General features: G+C 69.3%; 21 protein-coding genes. 10 read left to right on the plus strand and 11 right to left on the minus strand.

Annotated elements, in window-relative coordinates; translation table 11 throughout:
- The 4 genes from Q664_RS06935 to Q664_RS06950 form a co-directional block, all read left to right on the plus strand.
- A partial coding sequence (locus Q664_RS06935; RefSeq protein WP_043391230.1) for an alpha/beta fold hydrolase occupies nucleotides 1-780 on the plus strand: 780 nt, incomplete at its 5' end.
- A gap of 30 nt (nucleotides 781-810) precedes the next feature.
- Nucleotides 811-1,212 (plus strand): hypothetical protein, encoded by a 402-nt coding sequence (locus tag Q664_RS06940; RefSeq protein WP_052517767.1) that lies wholly within the window; start codon nucleotides 811-813, stop codon nucleotides 1,210-1,212.
- Nucleotides 1,213-1,281: 69 nt separating this feature from the next.
- Nucleotides 1,282-3,501: a TonB-dependent receptor gene (locus tag Q664_RS06945; protein ID WP_084609587.1), complete on the plus strand. Its 2,220-nt coding sequence runs from the start codon at nucleotides 1,282-1,284 to the stop codon at nucleotides 3,499-3,501.
- An 88-nt stretch (nucleotides 3,502-3,589) separates the two neighbouring features.
- On the plus strand, nucleotides 3,590-4,579 hold the full coding sequence (locus Q664_RS06950) for an FHA domain-containing protein (protein WP_043391236.1): 990 nt from the start codon (nucleotides 3,590-3,592) through the stop codon (nucleotides 4,577-4,579).
- A 43-nt stretch (nucleotides 4,580-4,622) separates the two neighbouring features.
- On the opposite strand, the gene Q664_RS06955 is transcribed toward Q664_RS06950, so the two are convergent.
- The 8 genes from Q664_RS06955 to folD form a co-directional block, all read right to left on the minus strand.
- Nucleotides 4,623-5,204 carry a hypothetical protein gene (locus Q664_RS06955; RefSeq protein WP_043391238.1) on the minus strand — a complete coding sequence of 194 codons (582 nt, stop codon included), beginning with the start codon at nucleotides 5,202-5,204 and terminating at the stop codon, nucleotides 4,623-4,625.
- A gap of 82 nt (nucleotides 5,205-5,286) precedes the next feature.
- Complete coding sequence (locus Q664_RS06960) at nucleotides 5,287-5,766, minus strand: hypothetical protein (RefSeq protein ID WP_043391241.1); 480 nt, start codon at nucleotides 5,764-5,766, stop codon at nucleotides 5,287-5,289.
- A 100-nt stretch (nucleotides 5,767-5,866) separates the two neighbouring features.
- Nucleotides 5,867-6,808, minus strand: a complete 942-nt coding sequence (locus Q664_RS06965) for a DUF2381 family protein (protein ID WP_052517768.1) — start codon at nucleotides 6,806-6,808, stop codon at nucleotides 5,867-5,869.
- A 102-nt stretch (nucleotides 6,809-6,910) separates the two neighbouring features.
- Nucleotides 6,911-8,680, minus strand: coding sequence for a serine/threonine protein kinase (locus Q664_RS06970; protein WP_043391244.1), 1,770 nt, complete (start codon nucleotides 8,678-8,680; stop codon nucleotides 6,911-6,913).
- A 194-nt stretch (nucleotides 8,681-8,874) separates the two neighbouring features.
- Nucleotides 8,875-9,879 (minus strand): DUF3592 domain-containing protein, encoded by a 1,005-nt coding sequence (locus tag Q664_RS06975; protein WP_043391247.1) that lies wholly within the window; start codon nucleotides 9,877-9,879, stop codon nucleotides 8,875-8,877.
- Between the two features lie 39 nt (nucleotides 9,880-9,918).
- A complete protein-coding gene (locus Q664_RS06980) occupies nucleotides 9,919-10,857 on the minus strand; it encodes an ADP-ribosylglycohydrolase family protein (RefSeq protein ID WP_043391251.1) in 939 nt (312 codons plus the stop codon).
- A 3-nt stretch (nucleotides 10,858-10,860) separates the two neighbouring features.
- Nucleotides 10,861-11,403, minus strand: a complete 543-nt coding sequence (locus Q664_RS06985) for a hypothetical protein (protein ID WP_043391253.1) — start codon at nucleotides 11,401-11,403, stop codon at nucleotides 10,861-10,863.
- Nucleotides 11,404-11,434: 31 nt separating this feature from the next.
- Nucleotides 11,435-12,280, minus strand: a complete 846-nt coding sequence (folD, locus tag Q664_RS06990; protein WP_043391255.1) for a bifunctional methylenetetrahydrofolate dehydrogenase/methenyltetrahydrofolate cyclohydrolase FolD — start codon at nucleotides 12,278-12,280, stop codon at nucleotides 11,435-11,437.
- A 79-nt stretch (nucleotides 12,281-12,359) separates the two neighbouring features.
- On the opposite strand from folD, the gene Q664_RS06995 reads away from it, so the two are divergent.
- Complete coding sequence (locus tag Q664_RS06995; RefSeq protein WP_043391258.1) at nucleotides 12,360-13,121, plus strand: TerB family tellurite resistance protein; 762 nt, start codon at nucleotides 12,360-12,362, stop codon at nucleotides 13,119-13,121.
- Between the two features lie 37 nt (nucleotides 13,122-13,158).
- On the opposite strand, the gene Q664_RS07000 is transcribed toward Q664_RS06995, so the two are convergent.
- From Q664_RS07000 to thrA, 3 genes are read right to left on the minus strand one after another with little or no spacing between them, the layout of a single operon-like run.
- Nucleotides 13,159-14,343, minus strand: coding sequence for a trans-sulfuration enzyme family protein (locus Q664_RS07000; RefSeq protein ID WP_052517769.1), 1,185 nt, complete (start codon nucleotides 14,341-14,343; stop codon nucleotides 13,159-13,161).
- On the minus strand, nucleotides 14,340-15,503 hold the full coding sequence (locus Q664_RS07005; protein ID WP_052517770.1) for a trans-sulfuration enzyme family protein: 1,164 nt from the start codon (nucleotides 15,501-15,503) through the stop codon (nucleotides 14,340-14,342). The genes Q664_RS07000 and Q664_RS07005 overlap by 4 nt, the downstream gene beginning before the upstream one ends.
- 2 nt (nucleotides 15,504-15,505) lie before the next feature.
- Complete coding sequence (thrA, locus tag Q664_RS07010) at nucleotides 15,506-18,025, minus strand: bifunctional aspartate kinase/homoserine dehydrogenase I (RefSeq protein WP_043391263.1); 2,520 nt, start codon at nucleotides 18,023-18,025, stop codon at nucleotides 15,506-15,508.
- A 393-nt stretch (nucleotides 18,026-18,418) separates the two neighbouring features.
- On the opposite strand from thrA, the gene Q664_RS07015 reads away from it, so the two are divergent.
- The 5 genes from Q664_RS07015 to Q664_RS07035 all read left to right on the plus strand — a co-directional run.
- Nucleotides 18,419-19,246, plus strand: coding sequence for a hypothetical protein (locus Q664_RS07015; RefSeq protein WP_043391267.1), 828 nt, complete (start codon nucleotides 18,419-18,421; stop codon nucleotides 19,244-19,246).
- Between the two features lie 130 nt (nucleotides 19,247-19,376).
- Entirely contained in the window at nucleotides 19,377-20,063 is a 687-nt protein-coding gene (locus tag Q664_RS07020) for a Smr/MutS family protein (protein WP_043391268.1), read from the plus strand.
- Between the two features lie 36 nt (nucleotides 20,064-20,099).
- Nucleotides 20,100-21,095 carry an amidohydrolase family protein gene (locus Q664_RS07025; protein WP_043391271.1) on the plus strand — a complete coding sequence of 332 codons (996 nt, stop codon included), beginning with the start codon at nucleotides 20,100-20,102 and terminating at the stop codon, nucleotides 21,093-21,095.
- Nucleotides 21,096-21,100: 5 nt separating this feature from the next.
- Nucleotides 21,101-22,225: a quinone-dependent dihydroorotate dehydrogenase gene (locus Q664_RS07030; protein ID WP_052517771.1), complete on the plus strand. Its 1,125-nt coding sequence runs from the start codon at nucleotides 21,101-21,103 to the stop codon at nucleotides 22,223-22,225.
- Nucleotides 22,226-22,354: 129 nt separating this feature from the next.
- Nucleotides 22,355-24,417 (plus strand): AAA family ATPase (locus tag Q664_RS07035; RefSeq protein ID WP_043391273.1); only part of this gene is annotated, 2,063 nt, incomplete at its 3' end.

Here is a 24,417-nt window from a genome sequence, read left to right on the forward strand (position 1 = left end):
TGGAAGAAGCAGCTCAACGAGCGTGGGAAGGATCACTTCGTGGTCGCCCTGGACCTGCGTGGCTACAACCTCAGCTCCAAGCCGAAGGAGGTCGAGGCGTACCACATCAAGCACCTCGTCGAGGACATCCGCGGGCTCATCCTTCACCTCGGGCTGAAGAAGATCTCCATCGTCTGTCAGGACTGGGGCGCGCTGCTGGGCTGGAGCTTCCTGCTGCGCCACCCGGAGCTGGTGCACCGGTTCATCACCCTCAACATCACCCACCCCGCCCTCTTCGACCGCGAGCTGCGCGAGAACCCCCGCCAGCAGCTGGCGGCCCAGTACATGCTCGTCTTCCGCTCGCCGCAGGCGGAGCCGCAGATCATGGGCGACGACTTCGCCTGGCCCAAGCAGGCCGTCTTCAATGACGCCCGGGCCCACGGCGCCATCCTGTCGGAGGAGGACACCTCCGAGTGGATCGCCGCCTGGAGGCAGCCGGGCACCATCACCTGCATGCTCAACTACTACCGGGCGGCGAAGATGGGTCCGCCCGACGGCGAGGGCCACCCGGGTGGCAGCAACCTCCTGGAGGGGCTCAAGCCGGAGCAGTACGTGGTGCAGACGCCCGTGCTCCTCATCCACGGCGAGCAGGACACCTACCTGCTGCCGGATGGGCAGCGCGGCCTGAAGGATCTCGTGCCCAACCTGACCATCCACCGCATCCCGGATGGGACGCACTGGATCGCCCTGGAGAAGCCGCGCGAGGTCAGTCAGCTCGTGCGCGACTTCGTGCGTTCGTGATAGTCCCGCCGCGATGAGGAGTCGTCGGTCGTGTTGACGAGGGAGGACCGCCGCGATCTCGGCTGGCTCGGCCTGTGGGTGGCCGTGTACGGCCTCGCGTTCGCGCCGGTACTCCACGCCGTCTATGGGCATGGGGGCGCATTCCGGGGCGCTCCTCCAGACGCTGAAGCACTCGAGTTCCCCGCCCCGCACGACGAGAGCCGGCCGCACTCGCACGGCCCCACGGGCGAGCACGGGGAGCACCCCGACAAGTCCGCCGGTCACACGCACGGGAGCGGCAGTGTCGAGCACCTCCAGGCGGTGGCGCTGCCCTCGCTCGCCCTGCCCCCGTTGCTGGTGTTCTGGGTCCACGTTGGCACCCGGCACCTGGGAGAGGAGCGCGCCCAACCGGGTGAGCCGCTCCGCCCGACCGCGATGCCACAGGCCCCGTAGGAAACACCGACGTTCCACGCCGGTTCGTTTCCTTCGTTCCCCCCTTCCTCGCATCGAGGTCGTTCTCCCATGCTGTCTTCTCACGTGGCCCCTCTGGCCGCGATCGCCGCAGTTGTGTCCGCTGTTCCCGCTTCCGCCCAGGAGCCCGCTCCCTCCGACGCTCCCGTGCTCGCCACCCCGGCCGAGCCGCCCTCTCCGGAAGCATCATTGAATCCCCAGCCTCCGAGTCCCCCGCCTTCCGAGCCCACGCCGGAGGGCTTCACGCTCCGGCCTCCGGAGGAGTCCTCGCGCATGCGGACGACGGTGACGGCGCGCCGGCCCTTCACGGCGGCCTCGTCCTCCACGGTGCGGGACCAGGACTTCCTGCTGCGCCCCCACCCGCGTCCGGCGGACATCCTCCAGGTGGTGCCCGGCTTCTACGTCGTGCAGCACGCGGGCGGCGGCAAGGCCAACCAGTACTTCCTGCGTGGTTTCGACGCGGACCACGGCACGGACGTGGCCCTCTCCGTGGACGGCATTCCCGTCAACATGGTGAGCCACGGCCACGGCCAGGGCTACGCGGACCTCAACTGGGTCATCCCCGAGCTCATCGAGCGCGTGGAGGTGCGCAAGGGCCCCTACTTCGCGCAGGACGGGGACTTCGCCACTGCGGGCGCGGTGAACCTGGTGACCCGCCGCGACTTCGAGACGAGCCAGCTCACCCTGAGCGGTGGCTCGTTCGACACCTGGCGAGGGCTGTTCGTCGCCGCCCCGAAGGGGGAGGGGTGGAACTCCGTGGTGGCCGGACAGGTGTATGGCACCAACGGCCCCTTCCTCAATCCCGAGCGGCTCCAGCGCTACAGCCTCTACACCCAGGTGTCGCGCCAGGTCTCCCCCAACTCCACGGTGGCGCTGGGGCTCACCTCCTACGGAAGCGGCTGGAACGCGAGCGGCCAGATTCCCCTGCGCGAGGTGAACGCCGGCAGGCTGGACCGCTTCGCCACGCTGAACGGCGCCGAGGGCGGCAACTCGCAGCGGCACAGCGCCCAGGCCACCTGGCGCACCCTCACCGAGGACGGCGAGGTGAACGTCATGGCGTACGCCGTGCAGTACCGGCTCAACCTCTACTCCGACTTCACCTTCTTCAGCCGCGACCCGGTGAACGGGGACATGATCGAGCAGGACGACCGGCGCACGATGCTCGGCTTCAACGCCTCGTACCGCTTCCGGCGCCAGTGGGGCGGCATCGGCTTCGACACCACGCTCGGTACGCAGCTGCGCAGCGACACCATCGAGAACGGACTGAGCTACGACAAGGAGCGCGAGCGGCTCGAGAGCGTGGTGGACGCCAGCATCCGCGAGGGCAGCCTCGGGCTGTACGCCCAGGAGGACATCACCTTCACGCCCTGGCTGCGCGCGGTGCTCGGCCTGCGCGCGGACTCCTTCGGCTTCGACGTGGACGACCGCCTCGAGGACCTGGCCACGCCCGATACGAAGAGCTCGGGAGTGGCGCAGGCCACCCGTGTCTCGCCCAAGGCGAGCCTCGTCCTCACCCCGCTCCCCGGCACCGACGTGTACGTGAACTACGGCCACGGCTTCCACTCCAACGACGCGCGCGGCGTGGTGCGCGAGCCGGAGCCGGTGACACCGCTGACGCTCGCGCGGGGGTATGAGCTCGGCGCGCGCACGCGGCTCTTCGAGCGGCTGGATCTGGCGGGCTCGGTGTTCCGGCTCGACCTGGACAGCGAGCTCGTCTGGGTGGGGGACGAGGGCTCCACCGAGGCGCGCGGCGCCACCCGGCGAGAGGGTCTGGAGGCCGAGGCGCGGCTCAAGCTCCTCCCGTGGCTCTTCGCGGACGCGGACCTCACCCTGACGCGCGCCACCTACGTGCAGAACGCCGGCAACGGGGACGCGGTGGCGCTGGCGCCCACGCTCATCCTCTCCGGTGGCGTGTCCGCGCGGCACCCGGCCGGGCTCTACGGACGGCTCGGCGTGCTGCACCTGGGCGACCGCCCGGCCACCGAGGACCGCTTCCTCACCGCCGAGGGCTTCACCCGCGTGGACGCGACGCTGGGCTTCCGGGGCTCCTTCTACGAGGTGAACCTGAGCGTGCAGAACCTGCTCAACACGGCCTGGCGCGAGGCCCAGTTCGCCAACGTCTCGCGGCTGCCCTCCGAGACGGGCCCGGAGAGCTGCCCCGTGGGCACCCGGCCCTCGGGCGACGCGGATGCCTTCGAGGGCTGCGAGGATCTCCACTTCACCCCCGGCGCCCCCTTCAACGCCCAGGCGAGTGTGAGCTTCTTCTTCTGAGCCCGGTCGCCATGAGACCGGAGAGGTGGGGCTGGACGAGCTGATGGCAGATGTGGTGTACCGGGGAGCCTGCGTTGAACGGTGAGGGATGCCGCACGAAAACCACAGGACCCGCCTGGGGGGAACGGACCTGCCCCCGTTCCTCCACTCCCCGCTGGAGATGCGCGAGGCGTTCATCGCCGCCCATGAGGAACTGAGCGAGCTGGCCCGCGAAGCCCGGCGCTCGACGGTGCTCGTGGCGGCGGTGGACGAGCACGCGCGCGTGGTGGACGCGGTGGAGCTCGACTCCGGCCAGTCCCTGGTCATCGGCCGGCATACCGGCTGTGGGCTGCGGCTGGGGTGCGACTCCCTCTCGTTGCGACACCTGGTGGCACACGCGCGCCCGGCCACCCCCGGCACCCCGCCACTCCTCTGGCTCTGGGATCTGCACACCGGGCGGCCCTTCATGACCGAGGACGGCCGGTTCAACGCGGCGGTGAGGACCCAGGGACCGCTCTACGCCGCGGTGGGCCCGTACGCCCTCCTCTTCATCCCGCTCCAAGGGCCTGGCGAGGCGCCCTGGCCGGCGCGAGCCGAGGCAGCCTGGCATGCCCTGCCCGCGCGCCGGTTCCTGGACCAGCGCTCCGCCGGCACCGCTGCGCTTCCACGCCCCGGGCGGCGGCGGCTGGACGGCCGACTCCACCAGACGGATATCTCCTGTCTGGACGCGCTGCGGACGCTGAACGAGCCCGGGGAGCTGGAGTCCCCCTGGGCCGAGCTGCGGCTGGAGTGGGAGGGGCGGGTGGAGCGGCACGTCCTCTCGCGGGAGCGACTGGAGCAGGGCGTGCTGCTGGGGCGCTACGAACGCTGCGGCATCCATCTCTCGCAAGGGCTCGGCTCGCTCTCACGCGTGCACCTGCTCCTGGTCCGGCTGGGGGAGGAGGTGCTGGCCATCGACACCGCCAGCACCAACGGCACCTGGCGCGGCCACAGGGAAATCGAGACGACCCGGCTGCACGAGCAGGACTCGCTCATGTTGGGCAAGAGGCTTCGGCTGCACTGGCGGCGCCTGCGTCCGGCTGGCACGGAGCGCGACTGACTGCACGCGGTGAGCGTCTGGACGGCGCGTGCCGCGAGGCGGCTCACCAGAGATGGGGGGACAAGAGGCAGTCGACGAGCCGGGCCCTTCCCAGTGCAAGGTTACCGGTGTTCGGCACGAGGCCTGGCACGGGGATGAGGAGGGACTCGGGGGACAAGCGGGTGAAGCCCAAGGTGGACTCGATGAGAGTGGCGAGCTTCGCCTCGTGGGCCTGATACTCGGAAGGGAACGGGGCGAAGCGCCACCAGGAGCTTCCCCCAGCGCTCCTGTTCTCGTAGTGGGACGCGTAGAGGGCATATACCGGCGCGAGCTGACTCCGCAGAACCACGACGCTGTCATACCGGGGAGCTCCTTCCACGAATCCCGGTAGGGAAACCCGGACGATGTTGCAGGGCTCATGCATGGGCACGGTCGCGTCCCAGATATGGCACCCGGGGAAGGCCTCGACGACCTTTGCGGTGAAGCCCTTCCAGGTGGGCGACACCCGCTGGTTGGCGAGCAGCAGCCGGGTGAGCCGCTGGTATTCTTCTGATTTCTTGTACCGGGGGTCGTAGTCCTCGATGCCGGGGGGGTAGTAGCAGTGGACGAGACGCACGAGCGCGTCGGTGAAGGGGTCCAGCTTCATGTGTCAGGTGCCTTGTCGCTCCTCACGGGGCGGGTCTTCACAATCTTCCTACTGCCTCCGAGATAGCGGAAGATCGTCGATCTCAGGGGAATGTCTTCCGGGAGACGAGTACCCCTTTGAATCCAGAGACCCGGGCGCCTGGAATGGGCTTGGACACCTCGCTGCTCTGCATGAGGCGCTGCATGTGTTCCCTGAACTGCTTACAGGCCACGGCGGTCATCAGGCGCTGGCGCAGGACGATACGGGCGGCCCTGTCCGCCGCCTCGGCGGCCGCCACCTGGGCGTCTTCGTCCGTTACCCACCCGTTCAAGTTTCTTTCTGGCACACCCACCTCGATGTCGCAGGTGGCGGATTGAGGGAAGGAGGAGGAAATCTTGCTCAACAGGACGAGCACCTGGGCGGCCTTCCAACCACCTTCACCTGGAGGGGTGTAGGGGACGACATTCTCGAACTGGAAGGTGGAGGGCGGAATGTGACCGCCGACACACGCGAGCCAGGCCGAAGAGAGCAATGCCAGGAACACCACGAGCCCCCGTACAGGCAATGAGCGCCGCATGCGCATGAGACCTCCCTTTCCCTCTCAGGTTACGAGGGGGTCTGACCCGGCCGTCCGCAATGTGAGACACCTCACGAAGCTCCCGGTTGTGTGCGCCCGGTGAATGCTACGGGAACGACACCCCATCGAAGAGCTCGCTCCGGCCGCCGCCCTCCTGGCCCCACAGCTTGAGGGTGAAGGTGCCACGCGCGGCCTCCAGCGTCGCCTCCACCTCCACCACGACGAGGATCTTCATTCCGGGCGCAATGGCCTCCAGCGGCCACACGCCGAGCACCTTCACCTCCGCGCCCCTGGGCCCCAGCAGCAGTGCACCCGCGGGCGTCCAGGGCGCATGGCCGTTGTTGGTCAACTCCTGCTCCACGGCCAGCCGCACCACTTCGCGACCCCCCTCCAGGTACCCGGTGGCGGAGCGGTAGCTGCGAGCGTTGGTGCTGGTGAGCGTGTTGCCCGGGCGCGAAACGACGCTCATGGAGATCTCCTTGTCCACGATGCCACCCTTGCCCAGCAACCCCTGGGCGATGAGGCCCCGCAGCCCCACCTTCCCGCTGCACTCCGTCTCCAGGTGCGCCTTGTCCTCGCGGCACTGCCGCGCTTCCGCCCGCGCCTGCTGCTCGCCCTCACGCAACGAGGCGAGCGTGCGCGGCCGGCGCGTCACCTGCACCTCCAGGTCGGCGACCGAGGGGTGCACCACCAGAGAGAAGGTGGCGCTCTCGGGGACCGCGCCATCCTGGAAATACACCGTCACCGGCACCCGCTCCCCGTCCGCCAGGGGCCCGATGGGCACGAGCGCGAAGCCCGCCGCGTCCGCGACCATTCGGAAGCGCTCCCGTCCGGGCAACTCCAGGCGCGCGAGCCTCGTGTCGAAGAAGAAGGTGGTGGGCAGCCCCAGGTGGATGCACACCTCGGGCGGGCGTTGGGGCGCTTCCGCTGTCAGCTCGAGGTGGCGAGGGCCCGGCTCGCAGGCGGGCAGCGGCGGGCGCGCGCTGGCCTCCAGCGGGGGGGAGAGCAGTACGAGCCGGAGCAGCGCGGCGGAGGACAGCAGGAGCATGCGCGGAAACCTCCTCGCGGGGCGGATGAAACCGGGGAAGTGGGGCTCTACCACACTTCCTACCTGGTCGTGTCCGGTGCGCGCTCGACCCGCCACCGTCCCTCAGCGGGACGCCGCCTCCTTGAAACGATTCACCACCCGCACCACTGCGGTGGGGCCCACCAACATCTTCCCGGGTTCGCTGCCGGGCTGGAGCTCCATGCCCGCCCTGGCGTTCGGATCCAGCAACTCCAGGCACATGGGGTACGTCTCCCCGCCAGGCGTGCGCGCCTCGGTGAAGCGGCCGTACACCCGCCCCTCGTGCACATAGAGCCGCCCGGAGAGCCGGGTGTGGCCCGGCAGCGCGAACGTGCCTCCCCGGAGCATGTGGTCGGCCCCCGCCATCCAGTGGCCGACCACATAGACGGGGGTGTCCTCGTCCACGCGCACGGGCCTGCCCCGCACGTCGCTCCACTCCACGCTCGTCTTTTCCCCCATGCGCAGGCCCAGCGTGCCCGTCATGGTCTCCACGGCCCCGGCGGGGCAGGCCTGGGGAGGCGGGGCGGAGTGCGCGGGCGGCACCTGCTGCTGCGCGCCCAGGCATGCCTGGAGGGCGGCGCCAGTGAGGCCGAGGCACGCGCTGCGCACGGGGTGGGCCCAACCCTTGGGGCGCGCGGGGACCCGGGAGCCAGACGTCTGCGGGTGTTGCTTCACGGGGGCACTTTCCTTTCGGGGCGCCGCGGGCGGGGCGGCGGCCGCGGGGGTGGGGGCCTCGGGAAGAGGCGGGGCCACGGCGCGCGTAGACTCCGGCGGAGACTCCGGGGGCGCCACTTCCTGGCTGGAGGTGAGCCACCAGGCCCCCAGCACCAGGGCCAACGTGCCGCCCACCGCCGCCAACACCCGGGCCCGGCGCGCCCGGGGCCTCGGTGCGGCCGGTGGCGGCTTGTCCTCGTGCAGCGGCGCCTCCGGGTCCACGTCCTCGCGGGAGAGCAGCGCCTCCAGCGCCTCGCACAGCGCCACGGCGTCCGCGTGGCGCGCCCCGGGCTGCCTCTCCAGCAGCCGCAGGCACTCGGCCTCCACCGCCCGGGGCACGCGCGGGTTGACGAGGCGCGGGGGCAGGGGCGCGCGGTGCAGCACCGCCTCCACGTCCACCCCGCCCCCGTCGGTGAGGCCGAAGGGGTAACGGCGCGTGAGCAGCCGGTAGAAGACAACACCCAGCGCGTACAAATCGTCCCCCGGCCCGGGCCGGTAATGCGCCCCCGCCTCACCCCGGTGCGCCCGGGCATACACCCACGCCTCGGGGGCACGGTAGAGCGGCGCGCCCGGGGGAAACATGCGCCGCGTCAGGGTGGCCTCCCCCTCGCGGTAGCCGGCCCCGAAGTCCACCAGCACCGCCTGCCCGTCGGCCGTGCCCACCAGGATGTTGTCCTCCTTGATGTCCCGGTGCAGGACGCCCGCCTCGTGCGACACCGCCAGCGCACGCGCCACCTCCAGCACCCGCCGCACCACCTCGCCCACGGTGCGCCCAGGCCCCTCCCCCCACTGCTCCAGCGTGAGGCCCTGCACCAGCTTGAACTTCAGCCACACGAAGCGCGGCTTCTCCTCGGGCCAGTGGCCCGCGCCCAGCAGGCACGCGAGGTTGGGATGGTGCAGGCGCGCGCTCAGCACCAGCTCGCGCCCGGCACGCCGGGCCAGCTCATCTCCCTGATCCAGCGGCACCAGCTTGAGGGCGGCCACATACCCGTCGGGGCCGCGCACCCGGTACACCGCGCCGAAGCACCCCGCGCCCAGCACCCCCTCCACCACGTCCCCGCCAATGCGCGTGCCGGACGGCAGGGGGGGCATGTCCCTCGGGTGCGGCCAGTCCTCGGGGGGAGGCGGAGTGGAGTGCATGCGCGCACCCTACCTCCAAGGACGCCCACGTCGCAGGTGGAGTGCTCCGGACAGCCTCTCACTCGTAGTCGACTACGATTGAGGTACGACAAAAGCGCACACCACTCGTAGTCGACTACGAGTGGCATGGGGCAAACCACCCGTATTCGTCTCCCCGAAGACCTCCTGCGGCTCGTCGCGCGCAGGACCGTCCATCAGGACCGGGCCTTCTTCTTCTTCGGCGCGGGGGCGGGCGGGGCCAGGAGTGTGGACTCGTCCCGCCCCATGCGCGCCTGCAGCCAATTGACGAGGTTCGCGGCCCGGTCCTGGTCACCCTTCCACTCGGCCACGAGCTCGGCGCGAGAGCCTCCGCGCAAACGGAGCATGCAACGGTAGTACTCGGAGAAGCCTCCCTTGTTGGACCGGGTCTCCTTGTCGAGGATCACCTCCTGGATGGCATCCCACTCCAGTTCCCGCCGTTGGGTGCGGCCGTGCATGGGCGGCAGGGAGAGGCTCCGGGCCTGCTCGTCGAGCATCAGATCGTAGTCCCCCGTGCCAAGCCGCGACCGCCACCACATGGCGCCGCCCACGCCCGCGGCCACCGCGAAGGCCCCCGCCAGCACGATGGCGGTCAGGGGCGCATCCATCCCCATCACCATGCCCACGCTCATGGCGAGCAGGATGGCCGCCGGGAGCGAGCACTCGAATCCCACGCGCAGGGGGGTCCTGTCCGACAGACGCACATGGACGCGGCCATTCCGCTCGAAGGCCCGGACTCCCAGCCGGGACTTCCTCGAGGAATCCAGCATCAGGTACAGGCCCCAGAAGATGGCGAGATTGACGGGCGTGAAGCCCAGCAGCAGCAGGAGCGTGCGGCCCTGCACCCCTGGCACCACCACCGACTCCCAGGGCGCTCCCCGCCGGTAATACACCCGGACGGGTGAGCCCGCGCGGAACTCCGGCCCCGACCACGCCTTGAAGTCGGACTCGTTCTTCACGGTGTACCGGTAGTTGTCCCCCTGGTACGCCCGCCCATCGATTTCATAGGCGTAACTCAGCGTCTCCATCCCCTGGGTGGTGACCGTCCCCATCACGCTGGGGTAGGTCATCGAGTACAGCTCCCGCGAGAAGATGCGGAGCAGGCTCAGCTCGAAGAACGCCAGGCCGAAGATGAAGGGGCCCAGCATCAGGGTGAGGCAGCCCAGGTTGACGAGACGCATGGCGCCATCCTAGCGCGCCACCCTGTGGAAGCCTCTTCGCTACCCCGGAGGGCGGGCGAGCAGCTGCTCCACCATGGGCCGCAACCACTCCTCCTGCCCGCGCAGCGCCCTCCTCCAGCGTTCCGGGATGGCCTGGATGCCGTCCCGGAGCCCCGCGATACCGCCCGCCACCGCCGCCGTCGTGTCCGTGTCGTGCCCGAGCGCGATCGCCGCCTTCACCACGCGCTCGTAGGGCCCCACCGCGACGCAATCCCGGGCCGAGCGCAGGCAGTCCACCACGTACCCGCTCCCCCGCCCCGTATCGGGCGAGTCGGGCCGGACCGCCCCCTCCAGCTCCTCGCGCGGCGCCGTTCCCTCGGGGTACAGCGCGCGGAACGTGGCCACCGCGTCCGCCCACGCATTCGCGGAGCCCTCCAGCGTCCGCCGGGCCCAGAGGCAATAGAGCGCACAGCACGCCTGCGACCGCGGGTGCCCATGCGTCACCCGCGACTGAAGCATCGCATCCCGCGCCAGCGCCGCATCGTCACCTTGATGCCAGAGCGCCAGCGGCAACACGCGCATCAGCGAGCCGTTCCCGTTCTCCTGCTCGCCGCTCGGGCCCGCTTCCAACGCGGGGACTCCGGCACGCACGTTCGCCAGGGCCTCCCGCGTCTGGATGCCCACGTCGAACACCTCGTAGTCCACCGCCATGTAGCCCAGCTCGTACCAGTTCACGAGCCGCCGCCCCAGGTCCTCCACGTCCAGCGTTCCCCGGTACAGCAGAGAGGCCAGCAGGCACAGCGCGTGCGCGCCGTCGTCGGACCACGTCCCCGGAGGCACGCCCTCGTGCGCCCGCGAGAAGCCGGTGGGCGGCTCGAATTCGATCAGCGCCAGTTCGGGAATCCGGGCGGGCGGATGGAACTCGTAGGGGACGCCGAGTGCGTCCCCGATGAGCAGACCGTAGAGACCTCCTTCGATTCGCGCCTGACGCGTCGGCATGATTCACGTCCCTCGCGTGGGAGCGGCATGGAGGGCCTCGTAGATGATGTGCTGCCCCGAGGCCAGATCGTGAAGGATGAGGACGACCTTGTCGGCCTCCAGGCGCGCGTCCATGTCGAGGATGATGTCGCCCCGCCCCTCGCTGAGGGCGGCGTGCATCCCGTCATAGCTCTCCTTCAACCGGCGCGTCTGGAGCTCGCCCCGCGCGTCCAGCCACGCATAGCTGGCCACGGTGTCCGGTCCTTCCCCATCGTGGGTGGACTCGTACTGGTAGACGAGGCCCCAGGTCGCGTGTCCCTGGAGCAGGAGCGGCTTGTAGAGCGACTGGTAGCGCGGCTGCGAGAGGTAGCCGTTCTCGCCCCAGACGTCGGGGCGCGGCGTGGACACCACCAGCTCGGGCGGCAGCGGACGGCTCCGCAGTTCCTGGAGGCGCCGCAGCACGAGAGGACTGGCCGTGGCGGGCTTCGTTTCCACTGTCGAGGCCATGCGCTTGACCACATACAAGAGCGCGGCACCGGCCAGCAGGGGCAGAATGGGAAGTGCCATCCAAGCGTCTCCGTGGCCGGTACGCGGGTGATTACAGCGTGGCCTTCGCCGCCTCGAGCGTGTTGCGCATCAGCATGGCGATGGTCATGGGCCCCACGCCGCCCGGCACCGGCGTGATGAACGAGGCCCGCTCCTTCGCCTTCTCGAACTCCACGTCGCCCTTGAGCTTCCCATCCGGCATCCGGTTCATGCCGACGTCGATCACCACCGCCCCGGGCTTGATCCACTCGCCCTTGATCAGCTCGGGCACGCCCACCGCGGCCACCAGGATGTCCGCGTTGGACACCTCGGCCGCCAGGTTGCTCTTGCGGTGACACACCGTCACCGTGGCGTCCGCCGCCAGGAGCATCAGCGCCATCGGCTTGCCCACGATGTTGCTGCGCCCCACCACCACCGCCCGCTTGCCGGACGGGTCACACCCCACCTCCTTCAGCAGCCGCATCACCCCGAACGGCGTGCACGGCCGCGGCGCCGGCTTGCCCACCGACAGCATGCCCGCGTTCATCGGGTGGAAGCCGTCCACGTCCTTCTCCGGCCTCACCGCCGAGATGATCCGCTCCGCGTCGATGTGCTTGGGCAGCGGCAGTTGCACCAGGACGCCGTGCACCGCTGGATCCTTGTTCAGCTTGTCCACCAGCGACAGCAGCTCGTCCTGGGTGATCTTGTCGTCCGGGTGCAGCTCCCAGGAATGGAAGCCCACCTCCTCCGCCGCCTTCTTCTTGCCGGTGACGTAGATCTTCGAGGCGGGATCCTCTCCCACCCGGACCACCGTCAGTCCCGGCACCAGGCCGTGCTCGGCCTTGAGCTTCTCCACTTCCGCCTTCACCTCCGCCCTCACCCGCGCCGCCACCGCTTTTCCGTCGATCAACTGGGCCATAGCGCGGCGGACTCTATGCGAAACTCCCCCCTGGCAAGGGAGTGAAGCGATCGTGGCACCTGGAAAAGTTCTCGGAGCGATGCTTGGACTGGCCCTGGGTCTGTTGATCGGCGGACCCCTGGCCATCGTCCTGCTCATGCTCGCCGGGCTCCTGGTCGGCCACCAGGTGGACGAGCTGAACCTCCTGCCCTCCGGTAAGGCGGAGGCACAGAAGAACGGCAAGCCCGTGGACACCCGCTCTCCCCAGGAACTCGCCGCCCAGGATCACTTCGCCCGCCACCTGTGTGCCCTCTTCATCGAGGTGGCCCGCGCCGATGGAGACGTGGTACGCGACGAGGTGCGCGTGGTGCGCGAGTACTTCGAGCAGCGGCTCAAGTATGGCCCCGAGGCACTCGGGCTCGTCCGCCGCTACCTCAAGGAGCACCTCGCCCGCCCACCGTCCCTCGAGCACGCCGCCGCCGCGTGCCGCGACGAGCTCCCCGCCTCCGAGCGCCTGCTGCTGCTGGACGCCCTCTACGGACTGGCACTCGTGGACGGCCACCTCCAGCGCGCCGAGCAGGACACGCTGCGCAAGGTGTCCCAGGGGCTCGGGCTGTCCGAGGAGGAGTTCCGCTCCGTCACCGCACGCCACTTCGGGGATGGACAGGTGCACTACGCCCGGCTCGGCCTCACCCCCGAGGCCAGTGACGCGGACGTGAAGCGCGCCTTCCGCCAGCTCGCCGCCACCCACCACCCGGATCGCGTCGCCAACCTCGGCAAGGGTGCCGTCGAACAGGCCTCCCGCCGCTTCCAGGAGATCCGCGAGGCCTACGAGGAGATCCTCCGGCTGCGCGGACGGTGAGCACCACCCAAGCTCCGGCCGTGCCATGGAGTGGATCTCAACGTGCCGCCTGGAGCGCCTGTTCGAGGTCCCCGAGGATGTCCTCCAACGCCTCCAGGCCGACGGAGTAGCGCAGCAGTCCATCCCCGATGCCCCGCTGGAGGCGGATCTCCCGCGGCATGGCCGCGTGCGACATCATGGCCGGGTAGGACAGGATGCTCTCCACCGCGCCCAGGCTGACCGCCACCAGGGGAAGCGTGACGTGCTCGAGCACCTTCCGCGCGCGCGCTCCCGAGCCGACATCGAAGGACACGATGGCCCCGTACCCCTGGGACTGCCGCTCGTGGATGGCACGCCCGGGATGTTCCGGAAGCCCGGGGTAGTACACCCGCGTCACCGAGTGCTGCCGCGTCAGCCACTCCGCCAACTGTCGCGCGCTGCGCTCGGCGCACTCCATGCGGGCCAGGAGCGTCTTCATTCCGCGCATCAGCAGCCAGGAGTCCTGCACCCCCAGCACACTGCCCAGGCCGTTCTGCAGGTGCTTGAGCTTGTGGCCCAGCCGCTCGTTGGACACCACCGCCAGCCCGGCCAGCACGTCGCTGTGCCCCCCGAGGAACTTGGTCGCGCTGTGCACCACGATGTCGATGCCCAGCTCGATGGGCCGCTGGAGGCACGGCGTCATGAAGGTGTTGTCCAGCATCGTCAACAGGCCGTGCTTCCGCGCCCACTCCGCCACCGCGGCGATGTCGGTGATCTTCAGCGTCGGATTGGACGGCGTCTCCAGGAACACCGCCCGCGTGTTCGGCCTGCGCGCGGCCTCGAGCCTGTCCAGGTCCGTTGCGTCGACGAAGGTCGTCTCGATGCCCATGCGGCCGAGGATCGTCGTCAGCAGCCGGTACGTGCCGCCGTACACGTCCTCGGAGCAGATGACGTGGTCCCCGTTGGACAGCAGCATGAAGGCGGTGGAGATCGCCGCCATCCCCGAGGAGAAGGCGAAGCCCCTCGCCCCACCCTCGAGCTGGGCGATGGTGTCCTCGAGCGCCTGACGGGTCGGGTTCCCCGAGCGCGTGTAGTCGTACTCCGGGGGATTCTCGAGCGAGGCGTGGTGGAAGGTGGACGCCTGGTAGATGGGAACACTGGAGGCACCGGTGCGCGCATCCGTCCCCGAGACGGTGCGGACGACCCGCGTGGCCAGCTTCCGGCCGGTGCCGGCGGTACAGGGACTCTCCTTGGGATGAATCATGACGCTCGAACCTCCTTCCGGGCCGCCTCGAAGGCCTGCCACAGGTCGGCGATGAGATCGTCCACGTGCTCGATGCCCACCGAATACCGGAGCAACCGCTCGTCCACGCCCACCCTTCGGCGCATCTCCTCCGGGATGTCCGCGTGCGTCTGCACCGTGGGGTACGTCATCAGGGACTCCACCCCTCCGAGGCTCTCCGCGAAGGCGATCAACTGGATGTGGCGCAGCACGGGCTCCACGAGGCGCGCGTCCTTCAACTTGAAGGAGAAGATGCCCGTGTTCCCCGAGGCCTGCCGCTTCTGCAGGGCATGGCCCGGGTGACTCTCCAGGCCCGGGTGGTAGACCTGCTCGACGAGCGGATGCGCCGCCAGCCAGTGGGCGATGCGCAACGCGTTCTCCTGATGGCGCTCCATCCGCAGCGCCAGCGTCTTCATCCCGCGCATGAGCAGCCAGCTGTCCTGCGGCCCCAGCACCGCCCCCATGGAGTTGTGCAGGAACGCCACCTGCTCGGACAGCGCCTTGACCCGCGTCACCACCAGGCCCGCCAGCACGTCGTTGTGCCCCCCCAGGTACTTGGAGGCACTGTGCACGACGATGTCCGCGCCCAGCTCGATGGGCCGTTGGAAGAACGGCGTCATCAGCGTGTTGTCCACGATGGAGAGCAGTTCGCGGGCCCGGGCCCAACGGCACACCCGCTCGATGTCGGTGATCTTCATCAGCGGGTTGGTGGGCGTCTCCAGCAGCACCGCCTTCGTCACACCGGGCCGGAACGCGGCCTCGAGCGCGTCCGGGTCATTCGTGTCCACGTAGGTCGCGGTGATTCCGTACCGGGAGAGCACCTTCTCCAGCAGCCGGTACGTGCCGCCGTACAGGTCCAGCGACACGAGCAGGTGCGCGCCCTGGCCGAACAGGGAGAAGACGAGCTGGAGCGCCGCCATGCCCGAGCTACAGGCGAAGCCAGCGTCTCCCGACTCGAGCCGGGCGATGGCCTCCTCCAGGACGGACCGCGTGGGGCTCTTCGTCCGCGCGTAGTCGAACCCCGTGCTCTGTCCCAGGCGCGGGTGCCGGAAGGCGGTGGCGTGATGGACGGGAAAGCTGACCGCGCCCGTCACGGAATCGGAAACGGAACCTATCTGTGCCAGCAGGCTTTCGAGCTTCATGTTCATCTCCTTCCACGAACGTTCTGGGCGAGGCGCAGGATGTCGGCCAACACACCGGCGGCGGTGACATCACCGCCCGCGCCGGCTCCACGGACGATGAGGGGGAACTCGCGGTAGCGCTCGGTGAAGAAGGACACCATCGCCTCCGCGCCCTTCAACCCGGTGGCCGGGTGCGCCGCGTCCACCGCCACGGGGCCCACCTTCACGCGGGGACCCCCGGGTGCATTGGGAAGTATCTGGGCGAGGTAGCGCAGGCTCCTGCCCGCCGCGCGGTAGCGGGACACCTGGGCGCCCACGTCCGCGTCCAGCGAGCCCAGGGTGCGCAGGAACGTCTCCGGATCCTCCTCGCGGAGGTGCTCGGGCGGGACGAGCGGCTCCACGGCCACGTCCTCCAGCTCGAGCTCCAACCCCAGCTCCCGCGCGAGGATGAGGGCCTTGCGCGCCACGTCCAGGCCCGACAGGTCATCCCGCGGGTGCGGCTCGGTGTAGCCATTCGCCCGGGCCGTCCGCACCGCCTGCGAGAGGGGCACGCCGTCCATCAGCGCATGGCAGATGGCACCGAGCGAGCCGGAGAAGCACCCCTCGATGCGCTCCACGCGGTCTCCGGTACGCACCAGGTTCTTCAACGTCTCGATGACCGGGAGACTCGCGCCCACGGTGGTCTCGTAGTGCCAGGTGCGGAAGTGCGCGCGGGCCAGGGCCTGCAGGGACTCGCACTCCTTCCAGGGGCGCGCGAGCGGCTTCTTGTTGGCCGCCACCACGTGGATGCCCCGCCGGAACGCCTCGGCGTAGAGCGTCTCGATTCCATCCGCCGCGGTGCAGTCCACCAGCACCGGCACGGACAGGCGCGACAGCCGATCGAGCAGCGGCTTCACGTCCGGAGGCGTCGTGCTGCCCGGGGACACCTCCGCGAGCCTCGCGTGGACCTCGGAAGGAGGTAGACCCTGGGGCTCGAAGAGCGCGCGGCGGCTGTCCACCACGCCCACCAGCCGCAGGGACACGCCGTGCCGGGCCTTGAGCGTCGTCGCGTTCTCCGCGAGCTGGGCGAGCAACCGTCCGCCCACCGTCCCCTTCCCCACCAGGAGGACGTTGATCTCCGTCTCGTTGAGGTTGAAGGCGCTGTGCACGGTGCGCACCGCCACGGCCGTGTCCTCGGCATCCACGGCGCACGACACGCTGCGCGAGCTGGCCCCCTGGAGGATGGCGCGCACGTTCACGCCCACGTTCCCGAGCGCGTGGAAGAACCGGCCCGCCACGTTCGGCCTGTGGCCCATGGACTCGGCCACGAGGGTGACCAGCGTCACGGGTGCGTGGGGCGGAGGGACGCGCACCTCCCGACGCTCGCGCTCGCCTCGCAGCGCCTCCTCGAGCACGGCATGCGCCCGCTCCGCCTGCGCCTGCGGCACCACCAGGGAGATGGAGGGCGCCAGCGCGGACAACGTCCCGCCCCACACCGTGATGCGGGCCGCCTCGAGCGCCTGCAACACACGGTGCCCGAGCGGCTCGCTGAGCGTGGGACGCAGCGACTCGACGTGGAGCAGGGCCAGACGCTCCAGGCTCGTGACACTGGTGGGACGGTGGGGATCCGGGTTGCCCTCGGCGTCGATGCGCGTGCCCGGCGCGTCCGGTTCGGTGGTGCCACGGATGTGCAGCGCGGCCCCGCTCTCCAGCAGCGGAATCATCGTGCGCGGGTGGAACATGCGGGTGCCGAAGTGGGCCAGCTCGAGCGCCTCCGCGTAGGTCATGCGCGGCACGGGGTAGGCGTCCGCCACGAGGGCCGGGTCCGCTGTCATGACGCCGGGCACGTCCGTCCACACCGTCACCTGCCGGGCCCCGAGCAGCCACGAGAGCAGCGTGGCGGTGTAATCGGAGCCATTGCGTCCCAATGTGGTGGTGCGCCCCTGGTGCGAACGGGCGATGAAACCGGTGATGACGGGCACCTTGCCCTCCCATCCGGGGAGGAGCGGCGTGAGCCGGGCACGGCTCGCCTCGATGTCGACCCGGGCCGCGCCCGCCGTCTCATCGGTGACGAGGAAGGAGCGCGCATCCACCGCGAGGGCGGGAATGCCCCGGGCCGTCAGGGCGCGAGCGACAAGCTCGGAGGAGATGCGCTCGCCCACGGACAGCACCTCGTCGAGCGTGGCCGGCGTGCACTCGCGGGTCAGCTCCACGCCCGTGAGCAGCCGCTCGATGGGAGCCAGGAGTTGCTCCACCGTCTTCTCGTGCGCGGTGAGGACGGCGCCCTCGAGGACCGTGCCCGCGATGGAGCGGGCGAGGCCGCGGACCCGCGACAGCTCCGCGCCGCTGCCCACCGCGTCTCCCCGGGCGGCGGCGTTGGCCGCGGAGATCAACCAGTCCGTGGTATCGCCGAGCGCGGACACCACGACGGCGAGCGGGCGCTGTGCCTCGGAGATGAGGGAGAGGACGCGCGGCAGCCGTCCGGGCGTGCCGACAGAGGAACCACCGAATTTATAGACACACCACGGCCTGCTCGCGGCGGGGTGCGAGGGATTGCTGCTCACGGATGTCTTCCTTTCGGAACTGCTGGGGCGAGGAACCGCGAGCCCACGGCGGAACGAAAGGCGGAGCTCGGAGCGAGGAAGCTCGGAACGCAGCCGTGCCGCGGGCGGTGTCAGGTGGGAAACCCGGGCACCCGCGGCGCTTCAGAGGGGGAGTTCAGCGAGAACCGGCTGGAGTCCCATTCCTCACGCGAACGCGCGCATGCCCGGGCCACGCATGAGCATGGCCTCCATGGACATCGGCATTCGGGTGACAGGACGGAACACGAAATTCTCCAGACGAATGCGATGGAGATACAGGCAGCGTGCCGCGCTGTCAACCCTGGGTTCGGTTACTTTTGAATCAATGACATCCCTGGAGCGTGGCGGCGGCCCGCCAGCGGCTACGCTGTGACGATGCCAGAGCACTCCACCATCCGGGTCCGGTTCATCGACGCGAACACGGGCGAGCTCGTCGGAGAGACGGACGTGCCCGCCGAACAGCTCCCCGAGAGCTTCGAGGCGGCCACGTCCATGGATATCGGCGAGAACACCTTCGAGGTCGTCTCCGCCGAGCCCATGACGGCCCGGGAGTTCCGCCAGACGGGAGCCCTGCGCCTCGAGCTCCGTGAGGTGGAGTACACGACGGTGGATCCGAGCGAGCTGCTCTATTCGCTGCCCTCCATCTCGGACGAGCTGCCTCCCATCGCCGAGGGCTCGACGAAGCTGGGGAGGAACGTGCTCGAACTGCGCGAGGACGACTGGCGGCAGGTGGAATTCGTGGCGCTCGCGCTCCAGCCCGCCATCACCACGGTGTTCGCGGCCATCGAGCGCATCTACACCGAGCACCGCGAGGGGTACGGCTTCAAGGAGCTCCACATCCGCAAGGAGGTGCCCACCCCGCTGGAGGGGACCTCGCTCACCCTGGCGGAGCTGCGCGGCGCCGTGGGAGAGGCCGTGACGTGGCTCGACGGAATCTCCTTCGCGGGGGTGGCCGGTCTGGTCGAGGGGAGCTTCGCCGTGAGGCTCCCCTCGGGGCCCGCGCTATACGGCCTCCAGCGGGAGGGCCGGCTCTCCGTGCTGGGTCTCCATCACACGAAGGCCAGCGCGGCCGTCGAGGGAGATGCGCGCCTGCTGGCGGCACTCGCCTCGAAGCACCAGTTGAGCCTCGTCGAATGGTGCCGGGTGGAGCAGCTCCCGCCGTCCGCCGAGCGCCTCCAGGTCTGGCTGTCCGGTCAGGACTGAATTCAGCGGGTGTTGTTCCTCGGACGGGCGCTCCGCTGAGCCCTCCAGGCAGGCCCGGGCCCCTCGCCCGCTCGGGAACCAAGAAACCGGGTTGAACTGTGGCCCGCCCTGACGCATTACAAGTCCCACCATGAGCGATCGCGGCTCCCCCAAGAAGAAGAGCGAAAGCTTCAACAACCCCTTCAAGTCCGCCCTCGCGGACCTCAAGAAGAAGCAGGCCGAGCCGCCCAAGAAGCCCCAGGCGCCTCCCCCGCCCTCCAAGCCCTCCAAGTCCAAGCGCATCCAGGAGGAGGACGACATGTCCCTCTTCCTCTCCGCCATGGACGGCGTCGAGCAGATCACCCACCGCGGCAGCGAGCCTCCCCCTCCCAACCCCCGACTGCCCGAAATCATCGACGAGAACGCCGAGGCCCTCGCCGAGCTCGCCGAGCTCGTGGCCGGTCAGGGTGACTTCGATGTCTCCGATTCCACCGAGTACATCGAGGGCGCCGCTCCGGGCATCGATGCGCGTCTGCTGCGCTCGCTGCGCCGGGGAGACTTCTCACTCCAGGGCCGCCTCGATCTGCACGGCATGACCCAGGCCGAGGCCAAGACGGCCGTGGACCGCTTCCTCTCCGAGAGCCGCCGCGCCCACAAGCGCTGCGTGCTCATCGTCCACGGACGAGGTTTGAACTCCCAGGATCAGATCCCCGTCCTCAAGCAGCGCATCCGGGAGTGGCTCGCCCAGAAGAGCATCGGCAAGACGGTGTTGGCGTTCGCCACCGCACGTCCCCAGGACGGAGGAGCGGGCGCCGTCTACGTGCTGCTCCGCCGTTAGCTGGACGGCCGGGCGGCTCTGTGCATACATGCCGCCATGGCACGCGATCTCATCGATCTGCACATCCACGTGGGTAGCTCCGTGGCTCCCCACGTCCTCTGGTCCCTCGCGCACCAGCAGGGATTCAAGCTCCCCGTGAAGGACTACTTCGACTTCGTCGAGCTCATCACCTCGCGTCCCGGCAAGGTGGGCAGCCTCGAGGACTACCTGAAGATCCTCCACACCTGGACGGAGAAGATTCAAAGCTCGCCGCTGGCCGTCGAGCGCTCCGTCTACGAGATCATCGGCAAGGAGTACCGCGGCAGCCGCGTCACGCAGATCGAGCTGCGCTTCAACCCCATGAAGCGCAACCTCAACTCCGAGCTCGATCTGGACCACATCATCCACGCGGCGCTGCGCGGCATGGACCGGGCCATGCTCGAGTACGGCGTGAAGGCCGGCCTCATCTTCTGTCTGGCCCGTGAGTTCGACCACCGGCTCAACAGCATCATCGTGGACAAGGCCATCAAGTACCGCGGCCGAGGCGTGTACGGCATCGACCTGGCCGGCACGGAGAAGCACGCGCTGGAGCTGGAGCCCACCGTGGTGGCGCAGTACGAGGACCTCTTCGCCCGCGCGCGCAAGGCCGGCCTCAAGTGCACCGTGCACACCGGGGAGACGAAGGGCACCGGCGCCGAGGGCGTCATGGCCGTGGTGGACAAGCTCAAGCCCCACCGCATCGGCCACGGCATCCGCGCCGCCTACGACGAGTCCGCCATGAAGCTGCTGCGCGAGCGCGACGTGGTGCTCGAGCTGTGCCCCACCTCCAACCTCCACACCCGCGCCGTGGAGGGGCTCGACGAGCTCAAGCACATCATGCGCACCTTCTGGGACCGGGGCGTGAAGTTCACGCTCAACACCGACGGCACCTACCTCCTGGAGACGGACATGCTCCGCGAGGTGGAGCTCGTCGAGAAGAACGGGCTGCTCTCCACCGAGCAGGTGGATCAGACGCTCGCCTGGGCGCGCCAGTACTCCTTCATTCCCACGTGAGCCCCATGTACCGCCTCGCCCGAGCCCTCCTCTTCCTCTTCTCCGCCGAGCGCGCCCACCGCCTGGGAATGAGCCTGTTGCGCTGGCTCGGGCACCTCGCGGGGACGTGCCGCGGCATGCGCGCGCGGACGCTCGCCGCCGTCACCTATGACGCCTCGGTGAAGGTGGCGGGCCTGGAGCTGGCCCACCCGGTGGCGCTCGCGGCGGGGCTCGACAAGGAGGCCGAGGCCGTGGACGGGCTGCTGGCGCTCGGCTTCGCCGCCGTGGAGGTGGGCACGCTCACCCCGAGGCCCCAGCCGGGCAACCCGAAGCCGCGCCTGTTCCGCATCCCCGAGCACCGTGCGCTCATCAACCGGATGGGCTTCAACAACCACGGCGCCGCCAACGCCGCCGAGCACCTCCGGGCGCGCACCTGGCACCCCGCTCCGGTGGGGGTGAACATCGGCAAGAACAAGGACACGCCGCTGGAGCAGGCGGTGGACGACTACGTGGCGTGCGTGGACACCCTGGCCCCGCTCGGGGACTACGTGGTGGTGAACGCCAGCTCGCCCAATACTCCGGGCCTGCGGAAGTTGCAGGAGCCCGAGCAGCTCACCGCGCTCCTACGGGCGGTGAAGGCGCGCCTGGAGCAGGTGGCGCCGGGCAAGCCGCTCTTCCTGAAGATCGCTCCGGATCTCACGCCCGAGGCGGTGGACGAGGTGGTGGACGTGGTGCGCGCGTGCGGACTGGCGGGAATCATCGCCACCAACACGACCATCGCGCGGCCCTTCGAGCACCCGGTGGCGAAGGAGACCGGTGGCCTCTCGGGAGCGCCCGTGCGCGAGCCGGCCAACACCGTCATCCGCCGGGCCTACGCGCGCAGTGGAGGCGCCCTGCCCATCATCGGAGTGGGCGGCGTCTTCACCGCCGAGGACGTGTACGAGAAGCTACGGGCCGGAGCCTCGGTGGTGCAGGTGTACACGGGCTTCATCTACGAGGGCCCGGGCATGGTGCGCCGGTTGCTCGAGGGCCTGGGTCCGTTGCTGGCCCGGGATGGCTTCCGCTCGGTGCGCGAGGCCATCGGCGCGGACCACCGCGTTGCCCCGCCAGCCGCCCTGCCCCAGCGCGAGCCCCTGCACCCCCAGGCCTGAGTGCAATCAATGTCCGCAGGCTCCCTCCAAAAGCCCGAGACAAGGCGCGCCAGGTGTGCCTGCCGGGAGACCGGCTTTCCGCCACTGCATGCAGTGGAGAGGAGACCTGGGCCGGGGTAGATATGCCCCATGACTCCTGAGGAGCAGGACTTCCTGCGCAGGTTCTTCCGTGCGGTCACCGACCGGCCCATTGAGTTCGATGGGCTCGATGATCAGCGCTACGTGCGCATCTACTCGGATCCGAACTTCGAGGAGCACGACCCGGTCAAGCTGCTGATGCGCTCCATCGAGTTCTCGACGAGCCAGAGCGTGCAGCTGCTCTCCGGCTTCCGCGGCAGTGGGAAGAGCACCGAGCTGCGCCGGTTGCGGAGCAAGCTGAACGGACGCGGCTACAAGGTGGCCCTGGTCGACATCGAGGACTACCTCAGCCCCTCGCAGCCCATCGACGTGAGCGACTTCCTCATGGCGCTGGCGGGTGGGCTGGGAGATTCGCTGCTGGCAGCCGGTTACCTGACGGGAGATCCGGCCCATGAGGGCTATTGGTCGCGGCTCGTCAACTTCCTGACGCGCACCAACATCGAGGTTCCGGAAGTATCGGCGGGCGGTCTCGAGGCCACGCTCAAGAGCGACCCGTCCTTCCGCGAGAAGCTCCAGAAGCGTATGGCGGGCCACCTGGGCGCCCTGACCCGAGACGTGCGCGCCTACGTCGAGGAGTGCGTCAAGAGGGTCAAGGCCCGGTACGGACCGGACACCGAGGTGGTGCTGCTGGTGGACTCCATGGAGCACATCCGTGGCACCTTCACCAATGCCGCGGCCGTGCAGGACTCGGTCATCAAACTCTTCGTCCAGCACAACAGCGAGCTCCGCTTCAACCATCTGCACGCCATCTACACGGTTCCTCCATACCTCCAGGTGTTGCAGTCCAATCTCGGCTCCCTCTATCAGCCGGGCGGCCTCCAGATGATTCCGACACTGAAGGTGCGGCTCAAGGACGAGCACCGGACGCCCTTCCAGCCCGCGCTCGACCTGCTGGAGCGACTCATCTCGGGACGCGGCGATTGGAAGCGGCTGTTGGGCTCGGAATCGCGTGGGATGCTCGACGAACTCAGCCTGCTGTCAGGAGGCGAGTTGCGTGGCTTCCTGCGGCTGTTCTCGGAGATCATCCGCCGCGCCGACCGGTTGCCTGTGTCCAAAGCCCTGGTGGACGAGGCCATCCAGCAAAGCCGCGCCGGGTTCCTGCCCATTGCAGACGAGGATGCGGTCTGGCTCCAACAGATTGCCAGCAGCCATGGAATATCCCTCCAAAGTATCGAGCAGGTGCAGATACTGGCGCGCCATGTCGAATCGCGGCTCGTGCTCAACTACCGCAATGGCGAAGATTGGTATGACATCCATCCCCTGGTGCGCGACGTCGTGCGGCAGCAGGCGGAGCTGGCCAGGAAGCGATTGAGCGTTACTGCAGGGGTCTCGGTCGAGCCACCGCAGGAAGAGCCCCCATCCATTCAGGGGCTCGCCGAAGGAACGAGGCTCTCCGTGCTGCGGATCGGCTCCTTCCGGCTGTTGCGCGAGGTGGAGCTTTGCCTGGAGCCCTCCCTGGCCGTCGTCGTCGGTCCCAACCAGAGCGGGAAGAGCTCGCTGCTGGATGCCTTGCAATTGCTATCGGATGCGGCGCGGGGCAATCTGGTCGATGCGATCGTGCGATGCCGAGGTGGTTTCAGCACCATCCTGTCCCGTGGAGCAGGAGATCCCTCTGTGCGCCTCGAAGTGGAGATGCGAGCGCCGTTGGGACAGACCGTGCGCTACAGCTTGCGGCTCGGCCCTGTCGGTGCCTACGACTTCGCCGTGGTGCAGGAGGAACTGGTAGAGCGCACCCAGGATGACCGTTGGATGCCCGTGCTCAGCCGCACTGGGACGCAGGCAAGGTTGTCCGCGACTTCCATCTCCGTGCCCAATGGCCGCGAATCCCTGCTGTCCCAACTCGGGAGCATGACCCATCCCCTCGTGCAGCAGGCGCGAGCGGCCCTGTCATCCATCACCATCCATCCCTATTTCCATACGGGCGCGGCGTGGGCGGAGCCGGACGCGGTCTCCATGCGGCGGCCAGCCCGGCCCGAGCCCAATGTCCGGTTGCAAGCAACGGGCAACAACCTCGCCGCGGCCCTCTCCTCCATGCGGGATGAGCGGTCTGAGGA

The sequence above is a fragment of the Archangium violaceum Cb vi76 genome (assembly GCF_000733295.1).
Classification (GTDB): Bacteria; Myxococcota; Myxococcia; order Myxococcales; family Myxococcaceae; genus Archangium; species Archangium violaceum.

Excerpts from the sequence above, each read along its gene's own strand:
- Q664_RS06945 (WP_084609587.1), top strand. The coding sequence starts at position 1,282 with ATGCTGTCTTCTCACGTGGCCCCTCTGGCCGCGATCGCCGCAGTTGTG.
- Q664_RS06950 (WP_043391236.1), top strand. The coding sequence starts at position 3,590 with ATGCCGCACGAAAACCACAGGACCCGCCTGGGGGGAACGGACCTGCCC.
- Q664_RS06955 (WP_043391238.1), bottom strand. The coding sequence starts at position 5,204 with ATGAAGCTGGACCCCTTCACCGACGCGCTCGTGCGTCTCGTCCACTGC.
- Q664_RS06960 (WP_043391241.1), bottom strand. The coding sequence starts at position 5,766 with ATGCGCATGCGGCGCTCATTGCCTGTACGGGGGCTCGTGGTGTTCCTG.
- Q664_RS06965 (WP_052517768.1), bottom strand. The coding sequence starts at position 6,808 with ATGCTCCTGCTGTCCTCCGCCGCGCTGCTCCGGCTCGTACTGCTCTCC.
- Q664_RS06970 (WP_043391244.1), bottom strand. The coding sequence starts at position 8,680 with ATGCACTCCACTCCGCCTCCCCCCGAGGACTGGCCGCACCCGAGGGAC.
- Q664_RS06975 (WP_043391247.1), bottom strand. The coding sequence starts at position 9,879 with ATGCGTCTCGTCAACCTGGGCTGCCTCACCCTGATGCTGGGCCCCTTC.
- Q664_RS06980 (WP_043391251.1), bottom strand. The coding sequence starts at position 10,857 with ATGCCGACGCGTCAGGCGCGAATCGAAGGAGGTCTCTACGGTCTGCTC.
- Q664_RS06985 (WP_043391253.1), bottom strand. The coding sequence starts at position 11,403 with ATGGCACTTCCCATTCTGCCCCTGCTGGCCGGTGCCGCGCTCTTGTAT.
- folD (WP_043391255.1), bottom strand. The coding sequence starts at position 12,280 with ATGGCCCAGTTGATCGACGGAAAAGCGGTGGCGGCGCGGGTGAGGGCG.
- Q664_RS06995 (WP_043391258.1), top strand. The coding sequence starts at position 12,360 with ATGCTTGGACTGGCCCTGGGTCTGTTGATCGGCGGACCCCTGGCCATC.
- Q664_RS07000 (WP_052517769.1), bottom strand. The coding sequence starts at position 14,343 with ATGATTCATCCCAAGGAGAGTCCCTGTACCGCCGGCACCGGCCGGAAG.
- Q664_RS07005 (WP_052517770.1), bottom strand. The coding sequence starts at position 15,503 with ATGAAGCTCGAAAGCCTGCTGGCACAGATAGGTTCCGTTTCCGATTCC.
- Q664_RS07015 (WP_043391267.1), top strand. The coding sequence starts at position 18,419 with ATGCCAGAGCACTCCACCATCCGGGTCCGGTTCATCGACGCGAACACG.
- Q664_RS07020 (WP_043391268.1), top strand. The coding sequence starts at position 19,377 with ATGAGCGATCGCGGCTCCCCCAAGAAGAAGAGCGAAAGCTTCAACAAC.
- Q664_RS07025 (WP_043391271.1), top strand. The coding sequence starts at position 20,100 with ATGGCACGCGATCTCATCGATCTGCACATCCACGTGGGTAGCTCCGTG.
- Q664_RS07030 (WP_052517771.1), top strand. The coding sequence starts at position 21,101 with ATGTACCGCCTCGCCCGAGCCCTCCTCTTCCTCTTCTCCGCCGAGCGC.